Annotated in this window: 12 protein-coding genes; 1 reads left to right on the top strand and 11 read right to left on the bottom strand. The window is 68.7% G+C overall.

The genetic code is table 11. The features are described 5' to 3' along the window. Positions 1-21: 21 nt before the first annotated feature. The 7 genes from FBY39_RS08950 to FBY39_RS08920 form a co-directional block, all read right to left on the bottom strand. Complete coding sequence (locus FBY39_RS08950; protein ID WP_141931980.1) at positions 22-1,209, bottom strand: substrate-binding domain-containing protein; 1,188 nt, start codon at positions 1,207-1,209, stop codon at positions 22-24. 59 nt (positions 1,210-1,268) lie between these two features. After that, positions 1,269-3,764, bottom strand: a complete 2,496-nt coding sequence (locus FBY39_RS08945; protein ID WP_141931979.1) for a hypothetical protein — start codon at positions 3,762-3,764, stop codon at positions 1,269-1,271. Between the two features lie 211 nt (positions 3,765-3,975). Then, complete coding sequence (pstS, locus tag FBY39_RS08940) at positions 3,976-5,574, bottom strand: phosphate ABC transporter substrate-binding protein PstS (RefSeq protein ID WP_141931978.1); 1,599 nt, start codon at positions 5,572-5,574, stop codon at positions 3,976-3,978. Beyond that, positions 5,571-6,809, bottom strand: coding sequence for a phosphate ABC transporter permease PstA (gene pstA, locus FBY39_RS08935; protein WP_260837504.1), 1,239 nt, complete (start codon positions 6,807-6,809; stop codon positions 5,571-5,573). Before pstA ends, pstS begins: the two co-directional genes overlap by 4 nt. Beyond that, the gene (gene pstC, locus FBY39_RS08930; protein ID WP_141931977.1) at positions 6,809-7,837 is read right to left on the bottom strand and encodes a phosphate ABC transporter permease subunit PstC; all 1,029 of its coding nucleotides are present in this window, start codon (positions 7,835-7,837) and stop codon (positions 6,809-6,811) included. The genes pstA and pstC overlap by 1 nt, the downstream gene beginning before the upstream one ends. After that, complete coding sequence (locus tag FBY39_RS08925) at positions 7,834-8,208, bottom strand: hypothetical protein (protein WP_141931976.1); 375 nt, start codon at positions 8,206-8,208, stop codon at positions 7,834-7,836. Before FBY39_RS08925 ends, pstC begins: the two co-directional genes overlap by 4 nt. A gap of 206 nt (positions 8,209-8,414) precedes the next feature. Then, positions 8,415-10,085 carry a protein kinase domain-containing protein gene (locus FBY39_RS08920; protein ID WP_160133061.1) on the bottom strand — a complete coding sequence of 557 codons (1,671 nt, stop codon included), beginning with the start codon at positions 10,083-10,085 and terminating at the stop codon, positions 8,415-8,417. A gap of 173 nt (positions 10,086-10,258) precedes the next feature. On the opposite strand from FBY39_RS08920, the gene FBY39_RS08915 reads away from it, so the two are divergent. Beyond that, positions 10,259-10,750 (top strand): hypothetical protein, encoded by a 492-nt coding sequence (locus FBY39_RS08915; protein ID WP_186336937.1) that lies wholly within the window; start codon positions 10,259-10,261, stop codon positions 10,748-10,750. A gap of 135 nt (positions 10,751-10,885) precedes the next feature. Here FBY39_RS08915 and recR read toward each other — a convergent pair whose 3' ends face one another. From recR to FBY39_RS08895, 4 genes are all read right to left on the bottom strand, one after another. Continuing rightward, the gene (gene recR / locus FBY39_RS08910) at positions 10,886-11,482 is read right to left on the bottom strand and encodes a recombination mediator RecR (protein ID WP_141931974.1); all 597 of its coding nucleotides are present in this window, start codon (positions 11,480-11,482) and stop codon (positions 10,886-10,888) included. 3 nt (positions 11,483-11,485) lie between these two features. Continuing rightward, positions 11,486-13,684, bottom strand: a complete 2,199-nt coding sequence (locus FBY39_RS08905; RefSeq protein WP_141931973.1) for a DNA polymerase III subunit gamma and tau — start codon at positions 13,682-13,684, stop codon at positions 11,486-11,488. 81 nt (positions 13,685-13,765) lie between these two features. Then, on the bottom strand, positions 13,766-16,282 hold the full coding sequence (locus FBY39_RS08900; protein ID WP_186337004.1) for a glycoside hydrolase family 65 protein: 2,517 nt from the start codon (positions 16,280-16,282) through the stop codon (positions 13,766-13,768). Further along, positions 16,282-17,013, bottom strand: coding sequence for an HAD family phosphatase (locus FBY39_RS08895; protein ID WP_141931971.1), 732 nt, complete (start codon positions 17,011-17,013; stop codon positions 16,282-16,284). Before FBY39_RS08895 ends, FBY39_RS08900 begins: the two co-directional genes overlap by 1 nt. Positions 17,014-17,072: the final 59 nt, after the last annotated feature.

Raw genomic sequence — 17,072 nt, 5'->3', positions numbered from 1 at the left:
CGGTATTCAGTTCGAGACAGTTCAGACGCCCGGCCACACCGAGTCGGCGTAGACGTTGGGGTGCGAGCGGACCGGAGTCGTGCTCGCGGGAGCCAGGAAGCCGTACGAGCGCTTGACGGCGCCGACGCTGGAGCCGCTGGCGGCGTTCGTGACGAGGCTCGTCTGGCCGGCACCCGTGGGGTTGACCAGCGCCGTGAGCTTCGCGTCGTAGCGGGGGTTCGGCTGACCCGCGTTGGGGCCCGACGGGTAGGTGGCAACGGTGCGGGCGTACTCGACGACGAGGTACGTGTCGCGACCCCAGGTCGAGGCGTAGTAGGCCGCTCCGGGAACGAGCTTGCCGGACGAGACCGTGAAGGGCGTCAGGCCGTCCGCGTTGCCGTAGGACACGTTCGCCGTCGTGGTCGTGTTGGTCGCCGATGCACCGTTGGCCTGTGCGACCCAGTTCGCCGCGGAGAAGGGGATGATCTCGCCGGGCTGCGTGAGGACGGTCGCGTCGTTCTCCGGCGGTCCCTGAGGCGTGTTGTCGGCAGCGGGGACGGTGGAGGGCGACCCCGTGAGACCCATCTTGCTGATGAACGAGGAGCGCGTGCCCGACGCCGACTGCGGCAGACGCGGACGAACCGTCTGTCCACCGATCGTGGTGACGTTGCCCTCGTAGATGTCCTTGATCTGCGCGAAGCTCAATGCCGCGAAGGCGTCCTTCGTGCTCTGGCTCCATGCCGGGTCGACACGGTAGATGTAGCCGAGGGCATCGCGGCCGAACGGGACGTACAGCAGATCGCCGGCGGCGTTGGCGTTCGAGCCGGCGCTCGACGATGACCGCGCGATGTCGACCTGGCCGCCGATCGGGCTGGCGCTGGTCAGGTACGTCGTGTTGTTGATGGAGGCGATGAGAGCGTTGACGCCTGCGCCCGAGCCGTTCGGGCGCGGGAAGTACGGACCGTTCTCCTTGGTCTGGATGACCGCGGAGCCGAAGGCATCGAACGAGCCGATGCGCGTCGCGCCGGCCGTGACACGCACGAGCGCGTTGGCGGGGTTGTTGCGGCTTCCGTTGGCGAGGGCGTTCCCGATGTCCTGCAGCGTGTCCGACCCGACCAGCACGTAGCTGTCCGAAACGGGTTCCGCGTTGGCCGGGGCAGCTGCCACGACACCGGCGACGGCGATGCCCAGTGCGGCACCGGCCGCGATGAGCTTCCTGGAGAGTTTCATGCGTTTCCCTGTCTTGTTGGGTGGGGTGATGGTGCGGAGGAGTGAGTCGTGGAGCGGCGTCAGATGACTCTGCGACGCGAGAAGACGAGCGCGACGGCCGTGGCGGCGACGCCGGCCCCGGCGCTCAGGGGAACGACGGCCCCGAACGCGCCGAGATCGGCGTCCGGTGCGGAGGGCGGGCCGGACAGCACCGTGACGGCGTCTCCCTCGGCGGCGGGCTGACCGACGACGGCCGCGGTCGCGGCGGGCGGCACCGTGCCCGCGGCGGCGCCCTGTCCGGCCGGGAGGGAGACCGCGGTCGGCGGCACGGGAGCAGGCGAGGTGGTCGGTACCGGACCGGTCTCGATCGCTGCCGCAGCCGCGAGCGCCTGGTCTCGCCACGACTCGGGGATCGGCGCGTAGCCGCTCGGGAGTTGGCCGAGACCTTCGCCGGGCTCCTGCCCGGGACCGACGGCGTAGCGGATGAACTGAGCGAAGGAACCACGCAGGTCGGCGTCGGGAAGGTCGACCCGGGAGGCGGCGTAGACCGGCATCGCGAGTGGGTAGGCCGACGTCGCCGCTTTGGCCTCGGCCGACCGCGGGTCGAGCGCGACGACCTGATCCTGCTGCGGATCCCGCGTCATCGCCGCCGCGGCGGCTTCGAGACTCTCCGTCGTCGGTGCCACGAACTGCCCTGCAGGATTGCGGAGTTCGGCGGTGAGCACCTGATACCGCGACGCCGACGCCCAGTCGGTGAGCCCGACGACGCGCTGTCCGCCCGGTAGCTCCCGAGGGTTCTTCGCGTAGCGCGGCGGGATCGAGTTCGGGTCCCACGTCCCGAGCGTCTGCCCGTCCCCCCGGAGCGTCAGGACGGCGCTCTGCGCGAGGCCGCCCGTGTAGGGCCGCCACGTGACGAGGTTGATGGCCCCGGCTCCCCCGGCGGCAGGGACTTCGATCGGGTCCGCCTTGGGGAAGTTGTCGCGCGGGAGTGTGAGCGCGGTTCCGCTCAGGTTCTCTTCCGCGGTCGTCGCGAACCAGGGATTGACGACCATTCCCCACGGGTCCGGCTCACCCTCGAGGAAGCGTCGGGCTTCATCGTCGGCGATGACGTACTGCCACACCGCCCACGCGGCATCCGATCGGCCCTGCGGGATCAGCAGATCCGCCAGGGCCGAACTCTGCAGCCCCTGGTACTTCCACTCCTCGTCGTTGATCGCGAGGAAGTCGGGGTCGCGCGTCACGTTGCGCGGATTGTCGCCGGGGTTCGCGCTGTCGACGTAGCCGATGTGGGATCGGTCGGCACCCGCGGGGAGCGAATCGCGGTACGAGTACGTCAGGAGCTTCGCGATGAGGCGCGGCGTGAGCTTGACGCGCTCGAACGGCAGGCGTGCACGGTTGCGAACGTCGTCGGGGACGTCCGTGCTGAGTGGGGACCGGTCGATCGCGAAGCCGACGGCGATACCGGCAAGACCGATGGGCGCGTACCGGAGCCGGTCGGCTTCCGCGTCGCCGAGCGAGCGACTGGCCAGCGCGAGGGCACTCGCCGTATCGCGGACATTCGCGTCGAGGAGGGCGTCGGACTCGTTCGTCGTGATGAGCGAGTAGATCGAGCCGTCCTCGACGGAACACAAAGACGGCTGCCACGACGCGATCGCGTGGGATGCGAGTTCGCTGCCGGCGACCTGTCGTTCAGCGGCGCCGATCGGGCACCTCACACCGAGCGCACGGAAGTCGAGCTTCACGGCGAGCTTGTGCTTCCAGTTGTTCCAGAAGAGTCCGGAGAGGATGTTTCCCTGCTCTCCGGCATCCGCCGTGCCGCGCGGGACGACGACGAGCCAGCAGGACCGACCCTCGGCATCAGCTCCGTCTCCCGTTGGCGCGCCGCACCCCAGCCCGGGCGCCCGCAGCCCCGTCTGCAGCTCGAATCCGACGCGGCCGGTGCCGTCGGCGCCGGTGCCCGCCCAGGGAAGTTCGTTGGTGGACAGTCGCGTGAAGAACTCATTCGTGTTGACATCGACAGCGACGTTCTGCTTGCCGTCGACGACGCTCGCAACGGTCGTTCCCGTGACGGATCGGAAGGGGATCGAAACGTAGTCCGACCCGAAAGAACCCGCCCCGGGGGCGGTGTAGGCGGCATCCTCGGGTGCCGCGCTGCCTGCAGGGACGAAGTTGTCGCGCGTGTTGCCTGCCGTCAACGTCGAACCGTACTGGCACGTCGTGCGATCGGGCCCCCCTGCGGGATCGTCTCCCCAGCACTGCATGATCTGGAGGAAGTTCGATCCCGCGTTCTGACTGTCCGGGAAGCCCGAGCGCTTTCCGCCCTTCCAGGTCAGCGTGATGCCCTGATCGACGAGACCCGTGGTCTGCGAGACCGTCAGTTCGAGATCGGGGAACGGCGCGTTCTTCCAGTCGGGGTCCTGCTCCTGCGCCGTGACGGTGACGGCCGACGAGTCTTCGACTGCCGCCTGGCTGGCAGGAGCGACAGCGAGTCCCGCGACGAGGACGATTCCCATCACGACAACCCCGACGAAGATCGCCCGGAGCGTGCCGCCTCGGCGAACGGCTTCAGATTTCACAGACACTCCCCAGATCGCGCAACGTGTAACAGCGAAACGGCAGGTGATGGAATCGCCATGAACAACTGCCCAACGCGACCGCGCCGCCTGGTAGTCGGAACCCCCCGTGATCTCCCCGGTTCTCCCGGCCCGAGGCAAAGCCCTCATGAGGTCCGGCGAACGCCGAAGAGCGGCACCGACGTCTGTCGTGTGCCGCTCTTCGCCCACAGGCCTACTTCGCCGGCGGGGAGCCTCTTGTCCCGCCTCGACCCCGCGCCACGAAAACGGGCGCGATGATCACGGCGAGGAGGAGAACGCCGGCTGCCAGCATCATCCATTGCGGGGCACCCATGCCATCCGCCGCGAGGGTGAAGGGACTGGAGACGGCACCACCCGCCAGCGCGCCCCCGCCCGAGATCAGCGCGCCGGTCTCGTCGTACACGGCATCGCCCGTCGCGCTGACGGCATCCGGACCGGCAGCGGCCGCTCCCCCGCCGCCACCACCGGTTGCCGCACCGTCGGTGGACCCGCCTCCGGCTCCGCCGCCCGTGATCGGGGTCTCGTCGATGGCGCCGGCCGTGCCCGTCGTGCACTGGTTCGGCCCCTGCTTGTCGCAGTCGGCGGGCTGCGGCGCCGACGCGGCGAGACGATTGCTCCCCGGTGAGTCGCCGGGTGCGAAGGTCGGATTCTTGCAGTTGTTGATGTCGATGCCGGTGCCCCCGGCGCCGGGGATCCGCTTGATCTGCTCCGAACCGGCGAGGACGAGGTTCAGCGGCAGGGGCGAGTACCCCAACCGCGACGCGTACTGCTGGCCGTCGCACAGGACGTAGCGCGTGAACGCACCGAGGGTCTTGCCCTTCTCGTTATTGAAGATCCCCTCGACCTTGGTCGGGACGATCATGTACGAGTAGCTCGACAGGGGGTAGGTACGTGCGTCGGCGTTGTTGTAGACGTTGTCGAGATTCTGTGTCAGGTAGTCGGGCGAGTTGGCGTCATTGTTGATCTGGGCGCCGAGGAGTGCGACGGCGACCGAGTTGGACGTCGGCTCGATGTAGTAGCCGGCACGGTTGAGAACCTTCGCGACCGGGAATCCGGCATTGATCGCGTAGGAGTACTCGACATACGTGATCGAGCCCTCGCCATAGTCCTGGCTGACGTATCCGGCGACGCCGATCGACTGCGCCTGTGCCTTGCCGTTCGCAGGAGTGGGGAACTGAGATGTCATGCCGTGCGGCCAGATGTTGCCGAACTGCTTCGACATCCAGAGCGTGAACTGCGCGCTCGTGCCAGAACCGTCCGATCTGACCACGGGCGTGATGTTCTTGTCGGGCATCGCGAGCCCCGGGTTGTCCGCCTGGATCGCCGGATCGTTCCACTTCCGGATCTCGCCGGTGAAGATCCGCGTGATGACCTCGCCGGAGAGACGGAGGTTCGTGACCTTCTTGCCGCCGATCTTGAGGTTGTACATGAACGATGTGCCGCCTGCGACGATCGGCATGTAGGCGTATCCGCGGCTCGGCCGCTCGGGAAGCGAGCCGTCCTGTGGACTCGTCTGGAACGGGATCTCGCTCACGGCGAAGTCGACGGTGCCCGCGATGAAGTCGGTACGCCCCGCCGTCGACCCCTGACCACTGAAGTTGACGGTCATGCCGTAGTTGTTCTTGGCGTTCTCGCTCCACTGCTTGAGCGCATTCTCGGACCAGGTCGACCCGCTGCCGCCGATCGCGTACCACGAGCTGGCGGCCGTCGCGCTGCCGGGAATCAGAGAGGCGACCACGGCGAAGGCAGCGACGGCGAGCGCTGCGCGCAGGGCGCGGGAACGGCGGATCATGGGCGGGACTCCTCAGTCGTCGGGAAGACGGGGATGGACTCTCGGCGCGACATGCGCGCCGCGTCGCGTCGGGATGCCTCGGCGACGCGGCGGCGCTGACGGTTCGTCAGATCGCCGGGACCGCGACCGCCGATGGCTCGCGCTGTCAGGAAGAGTCCGAGCACAAGGATCAGGAGCACCGCGGCAGCACCGAATCCCCGCGCGATCATGGCGGGCTCGGGTGACTTGACGAGGTCGAAGATCGCGAGCGGGAGCGAGATCATCGGGCCCTCGAAGGGATTGAGATTGAGAACGGCCGTCACGCCCGACGTGAGCAGGACCGGAGCCGTCTCGCCGATACCGCGAGCCGTGCCGAGGATGAGGGCCGTCATGAGTCCCGAGCGGGCGGTCGGGAGGATGACGCGCCACACGGTGCTCACGCGAGTGGCTCCGAGCGCGTACGCCGCCTCCCGCAGATTGTTCGCGACAAGGCGCAGGACGACGTCGGATGCCCGGATGACGATGGGGAGCATCATGACCGTGATCGCGAGGGATGCCGCGAAGCCGTTCCGCTGCTGCGTCACGAGCTGGATGACGGCCGCGTAGACGAAGAGCCCGGCGACCACGGATGGCAGTGCCGTCATGGCATCCACGATCGTCCTGACGAAACGCGCGAATCGCCCGCCGACCTCGTTGAGGAAGACCGCGGTCGCCAGTCCCAGCGGAATCGTGATGACGAGCGCGATTCCGATCTGGATGAGACTGCCCACGATCGCATGAAGGATGCCACCGGAGGTCAGCGGATCGAGCGGTCCGGTGCCTTCGAGCGTCTGGGTGAAGAAGTTGAGGTGGAGAAGCGCACTCGATCCTCGGATGATCGTGAACGTGATCACGAAGATGAGGGCACCGAGCAGCGTCACGCCGGCGGACACGAGCAGCACCGTGACGACGCGGTCGGCGACCTCCTGGCGGTCGGCGCGGAGCGAGGTCAGCACGACGTAGAGACCGAGGAACAGCAGATAGGACAACGCGATCCATCCGACCACCCCCGTGAGCGGCGTCAGCCATCCGAAGAGCAGCGTCGCGGTGCACGTCGCCGCAGCTCCCGCACCCACGAGGTTGAAGGTGTCGTCGAACGACATCCCGCGCAGGCGCCGGCGCTCGCCGACGCCGATCCCTGTCTTGTCGGGGATCGCCGTCCACCCGGCGGATGTCGCGGAAGTCATCGTCTTCTCGCGTTCGAGAACGGTGCTCATCATGCCTCCGAACCGGCGCCGGAGCGCGAACGGGCGACGATGAGCGACGCCGAGAAGTTGACGATGAGCGTGATGATGAACAGCACGAGGCCCGCCGCCATGAGCGCCGACAGGCCGAAGGCGCTGGCCTCGCCGTACCGGAGGGCGATGAGCGCGGACACGGAGTTGGTGCCTGTCTGCAGGACATGCCAGTTGATCGTGAAGATCGGCGAGATGACGAGATACACCGCGATCGTCTCGCCGAGCGCCCTGCCGAGGCCGAGCATCGTGCCGCCGATCATGCCTCCGCGACCGAACGGGAGCACGACCGTGCGGATCATCCCCCACCGCGTGGACCCGAGCGCGTACGCACCCTCGCGCTCCCCCGGCGGCGCCTGCGTGAACGCCTCTCGCATGACGGAGGTCTGGATCGGGATGACCATCATCCCCACGACGACACCGGCGATGAACGCCGACGAGGTGAACGCACTCGCGTCCGTGAGCGGAGCCCCCGACGGGTCGGTGACGGCGAAGATCGGGATCCACCCGAAGTACGTCGAGATCCAGCGCGACACCGGGATGATCGCCGCCTGGAGGAAGAACAGTCCCCAGAGACCGAAGACGATGCTGGGGACGGCCGCCATGAGATCGACGAGCGAGATGAGCGTCTGACGGAGTCGGCCACGGACCACCTCCGAGAGGAGGAGCGCCGTTCCCACCGAGAGCGGGATGGACACGCACATCGCGACGAGAGCGATCGTCACGGTGCCGAACAGCACCGCCGCGACACCGAACTCGCCCGTCTGCGGCGACCACTCCTCCGTCGTGAGGAACGAGAAGCCCGCGACCGACAGAGCGTCGCTCGCACGAAGAGCGAGGAACAGCCCGACCGCGAGCATGATGCCGACTGTCGCGGTTCCCGCCGCGCGCAGGAACCCTCGAAACCAGACATCCGCAACGGAAGCGCGCGTCGCGAGGGAGCGTGGAGACGCTGTGCCCGTCGCGGCATCCGCGCGCGTCTCGATGACCTCGGTGGATGCATCGGTCATCGCGCGCCTCTCGTCAGAGCGCGTGCGGCCGACTCGACCGTGGCATCCGGAAGCGCTCCCGAGACGACGACGATGGAGTCTCGCGCATCGCGGACGGTCGAGTAGATGCGCGCGGAGATGAGCACGCTCTGCGAGTCCAGCGACCCGATCCACACATACTCGGAGCGCGACGTCAGTTTCAGCGAGCGATACGTGATCTGTCCCGCGTGAGCGCGGATCGCCGTGGCCGCGTCATTCGCGTCTTCGAAGCTTCCGTACGCACGCGTACTGCGAGCCAGCGGCCGGTTGTTCGCCGACGACAGCTGCCAGACGATGAGATCGTCAGCGGACTCTTGACCGAATCGATCGGTTGCCCCTCCAAGGGCTGTCATGCAATGGTCGCGCCACTTGCGGACATGCCGTGATGACGCCAATTGCTTGACGATGATGCGCGGACCCTTCACGCCTCAGACTCGCTCTCCCACAGGCCGGCCCGAGCCGCCAGCATCCAGAAGTTATGCCCGCGTCATGAACGCGGGTCTCGTCGAGCCGCCACGTCGCATGTCTGAAAGATGAACGCGGACTGGACGGGTTCGAGTCACTCACCGTCGGGAGGATTCCCGGGAACCGTCGACGTCGGCTCGGGGGTCGGCTCGGGGGTCGGAGTCGGCTTCGGGGTCGGCTGCACGGGCCCCGCCGAGACGACGATCCGCACGGTCGAGCCGAGGCGATGCGACCCTGTCGCGGGGTCCGTCCCGATCACGACATCGCGCGGGAGGTCCGACGACGTCACGATCGCCAGCTGCGCGTCGAAACCCGCGGAACGCACGACCTCGAGCGCCTGGACGGGGGTGAGGCCCGCCACGGCGGGTACGACGTTCGCCCCCGAAGCGACGGTCAGCGCGACCACGGTGCCCGCCGCGACCTGTTCACCGGGCGCGGGCATGGCGTCGATAACCGTGTCCGGATCCGCCGGCGAGTCGACGTAGCGGATGTCTCCCGCGACGAGCCCACCTGCGTGCAGCGCCGTCAGGAACTCTCCGAGTGCGCCGAGAGAGGGAACGACGACCGTCTGGGCGACGGCCGGCGCGTTCGGTACCGGCGTGCTCGGCGACGGAGCTGGCACGGATGCCGCGGGCGTCGAGGACACCGGCCGCGGCGCTGCGGATTCGGCGGGGATGAGAAGCGGCACGGCGATGACGACGGCCGTCAGGAGCGCTGCCGCAGCGAGCCCCACCCCCCACGCGATGGACTCACGCGGGCGGACTGGCTCGGCATCCGTCGTCGCCGACACCCCCGTCTGTGCTGGCCGCTGTCCTGACTGCGGAGGGCCCCACACCCGAGTGACGGTCGTCGCGTCGACCGACCCGGACGCCACGATCACCGTGTCGAGCGCAGCGCGCATTTCCGCGGCATCCTGAAATCGATCCTCGGGCGACTTCAGCATCGCACGGACGACGACCCGATCGAATGCCCCCGGCACCCCCGGCGCTCGGACGGAGGGCACAGGTGGCGGCGACGAGAGGTGGGCTCGCATGACGGCCGTCCGGTCGGGCGAGTCGTAGGGACGACGACCGGTCACGGCGAAGAAGAGCACAGCCCCGAGCTGATAGAGGTCGCCGCGTCCGTCGATCGGCTCGCCCCTGAGCTGTTCAGGTGAGGCGAAGTGGACGTTGCCGACGACTCCCGTTCGCCCCGCGTGCGACCTGCTCCGCAGAACGTCGCTGCCGACGGCATCCGCGCCCGTCACATCGGCCAGTCCGAAGTCGAGGAGCGTCACGTCGACAAGGGTGTCGCCGTCGAACTCGAGCATCACGTTCGTCGGCGAAACGTCGCGGTGGACGAGCCCAGCGTCGTGGGCTGCGCTCAGGGCGTCGAGGATCCCGCGCCCGAGCTCGACGGCGTGGCGCGTCGAGAGCGGACCGTGGGCGCGCACGTGCTCGGCGAGCGTTGCGCCCGCGATGAGTTCCTCTGCGATCCAGGCGATGACGCTGCCGTCGTCGTGGAACACTCCGACGTCGATCACCTCGACGATCCGCGGATGCCGAAGCTCCCGGGATCGCCGCGCCTCGGCGAGGAACGCGGCACGGATCCCCGCGTCATCCGACAGGTGCGGATGCAGGAGCTTGATCGCGACGGCGCGGTTCTCCGTGCTGTCGAAGGCTCTGAAGACGGATGCCGACCCGCCGGTCCCGAGGAGACCTGCAACTCGAAACCTGTCGGCGATGAGACCGATCGGCGGATCCTGTGGGGGAACGTCGTCTATCACTGACGCCTTCCCACGGAACGTGCCTCGAAGCACCTGACAACGGCGCGCGGCGCGGCAGATGCACTCACCGCGCGCCATCTTCGCCCGTACCGGGAACCGACGCGTGCCCGACGGGTGAGCACTCTGTGACCGGCGTCTGATCGCGAGATGACGGATAGCGCTAGAGTGCGGGCATGACCGAGGTGCTCGCCGAGTGGAAGGACTTCAACGTCGCGATCGTGGGGGCGACGGCGACGCTCGGGGGTCTCGTCATCGTCGCGGCCAGCGTCAACATCGGCGACATCGTCAAGTCGCGCGGACTCACTGCCCGCCTGGGCACGGGGATCGTCATGCTCGTCCTCGCACTCGTCGTCTCGGCGCTCGGGTTGATGCCCGATCTCGATGAGATGTGGTTCGGCGTACTCGTGACTCTGGCCTCGCTCATCGCTCTGGTCTTCCCGGTCCAGACGGCTCGGATCCTCGCGACCGACGACGATCGGCGCGACCGCGCGCGTGGCGTGAAGGCCGCGATCGGGTTCCTTCCCGCCCTGACGTATCTCGCCGCGGGCGTGCTCGGCATCGCCGGGCTTCCGTCAGCCCTCGCCGTCGCGGCGGTGGGAGCCATCCTGGCGATCATCACAGCGCTCGTCGTGTCGTGGGTGGCACTCGTCGAAGTGCTCCGCTGACCCTCGTCGCCCGCGCCGTCGCAGGCCGGACGCACCGCCGCTGAGACCGAGGGCCTCGCCGAAACACACCCGCACACCACCCGGAGTCGGCGAAACCCCCGGTCTCGGCGACACCGGCGGCGGATGCGGCGGGGCTCAGCCGATGGCGCGGCGGCCTTCGAAGGCGCGACCGAGGGTGACCTCGTCGGCGTATTCGAGGTCGCCTCCGACGGGGAGCCCCGATGCCAGGCGCGTGACCGAGATCTCGAGGGTGCGGAGGAGCCTGCTGAGGTAGGTGGCGGTCGCCTCGCCCTCGAGGTTGGGGTTCGTCGCCAGGATGACTTCCTGCACCGTGCCGTCGGCCAGACGCTGCATGAGCTGCGTGATCCGCAGGTCGTCGGGACCGACGCCCGCGATGGGACTGATCGCGCCGCCGAGGACGTGGTAGAGCCCGCGGAACTCGCGGGTTCGCTCGATGGCGGAGACGTCCTTCGCGTCTTCGACGACACAGATCAGGGTCGCATTGCGACGCGGATCGCGACAGATCGAACAGCGCTCCTGCTCGGACACGTTGCCGCAGATGTCGCAGAACCGCACGCGCTCCCGCACCACGCTCAGCAGTTCGGCGAGCCGTGAGACGTCGAAGGACGGCGACTGCAGGATGTGGAACGTGATGCGCTGGGCAGACTTCGGGCCGATGCCGGGAAGCCGACCGAATTCGTCGATCAGGTCTTGGACGATGCCGTCATACATGGGTCAGTTGAACCTCGTGGGCGGGGTGAAAGGCTCGTCGCCGACGTAGCGCGCGCCGAGCATCTGCCGGACGACGGCCTCACCCACACGCTGCACGCCGTTCGTGCGCAACGTCGTCTGGATGCGCGGGGCGACGACCGGCGGCACCGGCGCGTCGGGCGACTCGGGCTCGGGCGCACCGTCGTCGTCATCGTCGTCGGTCGTGCCCGACTCCGACGGCAGCACGTCGCCCTCGCGAGCGGGAGCGATCGTGGCGACACGGGAGTGGCCGAGTGCGGATGCCGCATCTTCGGGCTCGTCGTCGACGGCGAGGGCCGGGAGCGCGGATGGGGCTCCGGGCGTCGTCGGGATCGGCGCGACCGCCCACTCCGTCACGGGCGCGGCCGCCGAGGGGGCACTTCGGGGAGCGGGGGGACGCTGTGACCCCGCGGGTCGTGAGGAGGACGGTGCGACAGACGGCTTCGACGACGGTTGCGGCGGTGCCGGCGGTGCGTCGTCGGGTGGCGGAGGTTCGTCGTCGGGGGGCGGTGGCGGCTCGTCGTCGGTGCGCGAGCCACCGTCTGGTTCGTGCCGCGCAAGGTACTTCACCGTGATCCCGACGACGCTCTGGATGGCGCGCCGCAAGTCTTCGCTGGGTCCCGCGCCGGCGCGGCGTTCCTTGAACTTCGCGACGTCGGCAGCGCTCGAGAAGGTCAGCGTCAGCACATCGTCGGCCAGGTTCGTCACGCGCGCGTTCGACGCGAGGAGCCACGACGTTCGGCTGATGGCCTCCAGTCGACCGAGTACTTCGGGCCAGGCATCCTGCAATCGGCCCGTCGTGACCGGTCCGGTCGGCACCGGCGCCGGCGCTGCTGCGGGCGGGTCGACCACGTCAGAAGAAACCTCGGGCGCCGAGGCGACAGCACTGGGAGGTGTGACGGATGCCGCGAGCCGCGGCTCCGGCGTCGTCGGGACCGCCGGGGCGGCCGTCGGCGCAGTTGGACTGGCCGGCGTAGTGGGAGCGGTCGGGCCCGCCGGGGCGGCTGTCGGCGCAGTGGGAGCGGCCGCCGCAGCGGGAGCCGCGGTCGATACACCGGTGGGGGCCGGCGCGGAAGCCGGGGCGGCGCCCTGAGCGAGCACGCGCGCGACCATGAGTTCGAGCTGAAGGCGGGGCGAGGTCGCACCCGTCATCTCGTCGAGCGCGGAGATGACGATGTCGGCCGTACGAGACAGTCTGGCCGAGCCGAAGGCGTCGGCCTGGCGCGAGAGGTGCGCGATGTCGTCGGCGGAGAGTCCGCGCAGCACCGCGCTTGCGCCTTCGCCGGTGGCGGCGATGACGATGAGGTCACGCAGCCGCTCGAGGAGGTCGTCGACGAACCGGCGCGGATCCTGTCCCGTCTGGATCACGCGGTCGACTGCGGCGAAAGCTGCGGCGGCGTCGCTCGTCGCGAACGCGTCGGCGACCTCGTCGAGCAGTTCGGCGTGCGTGTAGCCGAGCAGCGAGACGGCGCGCGCATAGGCGACTTTCGCGTCGTCGGATCCGGCGATCAACTGGTCGAGGAGCGACAGCGTGTCACGCGGTGACCCGCCGCCCGCGCGCACGACCAGCGGCAGCACTCCCGGCTCGACCTCGACGCCCTCGGTGCGGCAGAGCTCTTCGACGTACGCCAGCATCGCGGCCGGAGGGACGAGTCGGAAGGGGTAGTGGTGGGTCCGCGACCGGATCGTGCCGATGACCTTCTCGGGCTCGGTCGTGGCGAAGATGAACTTGACGTGGTCCGGCGGCTCCTCGACGAGCTTCAGGAGGGCGTTGAACCCCTGCGGCGTCACCATGTGCGCCTCATCGAGGATGAAGATCTTGAACCGGTCGCGCGCGGGCGCGAAGATCGCGCGCTCACGCAGGTCGCGGGCGTCGTCGACACCATTGTGGGATGCCGCATCGATCTCGACCACGTCGAGTGACCCGCCTCCGCCGCGACCGAGTTCGACGCAGCTGTCGCAGGTGCCGCACGGCGTGTCAGTCGGCCCCTGCGCGCAGTTGAGGCAGCGCGCGAGGATCCTCGCCGACGTCGTCTTTCCGCAGCCTCGTGGCCCCGAGAAGAGGTAGGCGTGTCCGACCCGGTCACCACGGAGAGCCGTCATGAGCGGCTCGGTGACCTGCCCCTGACCGATCATCTCGCCGAACGACTCGGGTCGGTAGCGGCGGTAGAGAGCGGCGGTCACCCGCCTAGCCTACGGCGTGACGCCGACATCGGTCCGGGCGTCGTCCCCGTCTGGGGAACGACGCCCGGATGGCACGGAAGGTCAGGCGTCCAGACCGAGGTCGACGTCGGTCGCCATGCCGATGACGGGGATCGTCGACGTGACCGTCGGCACGGAGGCGGACAGGATCGATCCGTCTTCGCGACGGGCTTCGCTGAGTTCCCCCAGCGACGGGCGCCCCGCGATGACGGGCCCCTGTCCCGCCAGCGGCACGATGACCTCATCCCCGTCGCCGACGACGTAGCCGATCCCTCGCACGCTGAATCCGACCGGGGTCTCCCCCGTCGCCCGGATGCTCAGCGATTCGCGCGTCAGCGTCACGTCGAGTCGCGTGCCATGCCAGTGCAGCACGAACTCGAGCGACGGCCACGCTGCGGGAAGCCGCGGGTCGAACGAGAGCTCGCCGAAGTGGTCTCGCATCCCGCCGAAGCCGCACACGAGAGCCGTCCACACTCCGCCGGCCGATGCGACGTGCACGCCGTCCGAGGCGTTGTGGTGGAGGTCGGCGAGGTCGACGAAGATCGACTGACGGAAGTAGTCCAGTGCGAGGTCCTGATAGCCGACCTCCGCCGCGAGGATCGCCTGCACGACCGCCGAGAGGGTCGAGTCGCCCGTCGTGAGCGGGTCGTAGTACTCGAAGTCGGCGAGCTTGTCCTCGGCCGAGAAGTGGTTGCCCTGCAGGAAGAGGGCGAGCACGACATCGGCCTGCTTGAGCACCTGGTAGCGGTAGATGACCAGCGGGTGGAAGTGCAGGAGCAGCGGTCGCTTGTCAGGCGGCGTGTTCTCGAGGTCCCAGATCTCGCGCTCGAGGAACACGTGGTCCTGAGGATGGATGCCGAGCGCCGGGCTGAAGGGGATGTGCATCGCCTCGGCGGCGCGGTCCCATCCGTCGGCCTCATCCTCCTCCAGGCCGAGCCGATCGGCCATGAGCCGGTAGGCCTCGGGGGCGTCCTGCGCCATGTCGCGAACCGTGCGCGCGGCGAAGCGCAGATTGAACCGGGCCATGACGTTCGTGAAGAGGTTGTCGTTGACGACCGTCGTGTATTCGTCGGGTCCCGTGACGCCGTGGATATGGAACGACTCGATCTCCACATCGCCGTCGCTCTGTCGCCAGAATCCGAGCGTCGCCCAGAGCCTCGCCGTCTCCACGGCGATATCGACGCCTTCGCGGTAGAGGAACTCGACGTCGTCGGTCGCCCGGACGTACTTGGCGAGGGCGAAGCTGACGTCGGCGTTGATGTGGTACTGCGCCGTGCCCGCGGCGTAATACGCGGACGCCTCTTCGCCGTTGATCGTGCGCCACGGGAAGAGCGCCCCGGCCTCGTTGAGTTGGTACGCGCGCCGCCGGGCCGCCGGCAGCATGAGGTACCGCATCCGCAGCGCGTTCCGCGCCCAGAGCGGCGTCGTATACGCGAGGAACGGCAGGACGTAGATCTCGGTGTCCCAGAAGTAGTGGCCGCTGTAGCCCGATCCCGTGACGCCCTTCGCCGGGACGCCCTGACCGTCGGCGCGGGCGGCTGCCTGCGCGAGCTGGAAGAGACACCAGCGCGTCGCCTGCTGCAGGTCGTCATGGCCCCCGATCCGCACGTCGGATCGCTCCCAGAACCGGTCGAGCCAGGCGCGCTGAGCCGAGAAGACGGAGTCGACGCCCTCGGCGAGGACGCGATCGATCGTGCGGCGACAGCGGTCGACGAGTTCGCGAGCGGGAACGCCTCGCGACGTGTGGTAGCTCACGAGCTTCGTGATGCGGATCGGAACCCCGGCCTTCGCCTGCACCCGGAAGACGTTCTTGGCGATGTCCGGTTCGATGAGGCGTCGCGCGCTGTACTCGTTCTGGGTCTCGATGACGTGGTCGGCGACGAGAGCGAGTGTCATGCCGGATTCGGTCACGCAGTACGACAGCGCCGACCGTTCCTCGTCCTGCCAGAACTCCTGTGGCTGCAGGATGCGTTCGTGGATCTTGTCGGCTTTCCGCGGATCGAAGCCCTTCTGCTTCGAGGCGTTCGGCGTGCCGCCGTACACGTTCTCGCCGTCCTGACGGTTGATCACCTGACAGCTCACGGTGACGGGCGCATCGGCGTTGAGCACCGTGACCTGCAGCCGCAGCACGGCGAGATGCTTCTCGTCGAACGAGACGAGACGCTCATCCTCGATGAGCACTTCTTTGCCGGACGGAGTCATCCACACGACACGCCGCCGCAGGACGCCGTCGCGCATATCGAGGGAGCGTTCGTACTCGCGGACGTCGGCGACGTCGAGCGAAATGGGCTCGTCGTCGACGTAGACGCGCATGACCTTGGGGTCGGGGGCGTTCACGATCGTCTGGCCGACCTCTGCGAACCCGTAGGCCTGCTCGGCATGCCGAATGGGGAAGGTCTCGTGGAAACCGTTGATGAAGGTGCCGTCCTCATAGGAGTGACGGCCCTCGACATGGTTGCCTCTCAGCCCGAGGTATCCGTTGCCGACGGCGAAGATCGTCTCGGTGACGCCCGCGTCTTCACCCGAGTACGAGCGCTCGACGAGCCGCCACGGGTCGACGGGGAAGCGGTCGCGATCCATCACGGGACGAGCTCCTGGAGATCGGTGACGACGAGGTGCGCCCCCGCGTCGGTGAGGGCGGAGGCACCGACACCGCGGTCGACACCGATGACGAGCGAGAAACCACCGGATGCCGCGGACTCGACGCCGCTGATGGCGTCTTCGATCGCGACGGAGCGCGCAGGCTCGACGCCCAGCATCCGAGCCGCTTCGAGGAAGACGTCGGGCGCCGGCTTCGATGCGAGGTGGTCGCGCTCTGCGATGACGCCGTCCATGACGACGGGGAAGCGGTCGCGGAGTCCCGCGACGCGGAGAACCTCTTCGGCGTTCTTCGAGCTCGACACGACGGCGACGGGGGTCCCTGCGGCTTCGAGGACGTCCAGGAGCGCGAGGGAGCCCGGATAGGCGGCGATGCCGTCGGTCCGCAGCACCCGCTCGAACACGACGTTCTTGCGGTTGCCGATCCCGCACACGGTGTCGGCCTCGACGGGGTCGCTCGGGTCGCCCCATGGAACCTCGACATCGCGCGAACGCAGAAGGCTCGCGACGCCGTCGTAGCGCTTCTTGCCGTCGAGGTAGGCGAAGTAGTCGTCGTCGGTGTAGGCGGGGGTCAACCCCCACGCGGCGAAGAGGTCCTCGAACATGGTTCGCCACGCGTGCATGTGCACCTCGGCGGTGGGTGTCAGCACGCCGTCGAGATCGAAGAGGACGGCGTCGTATGCGGTCAGGTCGGGTGGGGCTGCGGCGGTCACGAGGCCCTTTCGCTCGGAGTTCTGCAGGCGGGCGCGACGCACTTTCGCACCGGTTGTCA

Source organism: Microbacterium sp. SLBN-146, from assembly GCF_006715145.1.
GTDB lineage: Bacteria > Actinomycetota > Actinomycetes > Actinomycetales > Microbacteriaceae > Microbacterium.
This window is presented reverse-complemented; position numbering and strand designations above follow the sequence as displayed.

What these genes read in the sequence shown, in the direction of transcription:
- FBY39_RS08950 (WP_141931980.1), bottom strand. Translation starts at nt 1,209, where the DNA reads ATGAAACTCTCCAGGAAGCTCATCGCGGCCGGTGCCGCACTGGGCATC.
- pstS (WP_141931978.1), bottom strand. Translation starts at nt 5,574, where the DNA reads ATGATCCGCCGTTCCCGCGCCCTGCGCGCAGCGCTCGCCGTCGCTGCC.
- pstA (WP_260837504.1), bottom strand. Translation starts at nt 6,809, where the DNA reads ATGAGCACCGTTCTCGAACGCGAGAAGACGATGACTTCCGCGACATCC.
- pstC (WP_141931977.1), bottom strand. Translation starts at nt 7,837, where the DNA reads ATGACCGATGCATCCACCGAGGTCATCGAGACGCGCGCGGATGCCGCG.
- FBY39_RS08925 (WP_141931976.1), bottom strand. Translation starts at nt 8,208, where the DNA reads ATGACAGCCCTTGGAGGGGCAACCGATCGATTCGGTCAAGAGTCCGCT.
- FBY39_RS08915 (WP_186336937.1), top strand. Translation starts at nt 10,259, where the DNA reads ATGACCGAGGTGCTCGCCGAGTGGAAGGACTTCAACGTCGCGATCGTG.
- recR (WP_141931974.1), bottom strand. Translation starts at nt 11,482, where the DNA reads ATGTATGACGGCATCGTCCAAGACCTGATCGACGAATTCGGTCGGCTT.
- FBY39_RS08900 (WP_186337004.1), bottom strand. Translation starts at nt 16,282, where the DNA reads ATGGATCGCGACCGCTTCCCCGTCGACCCGTGGCGGCTCGTCGAGCGC.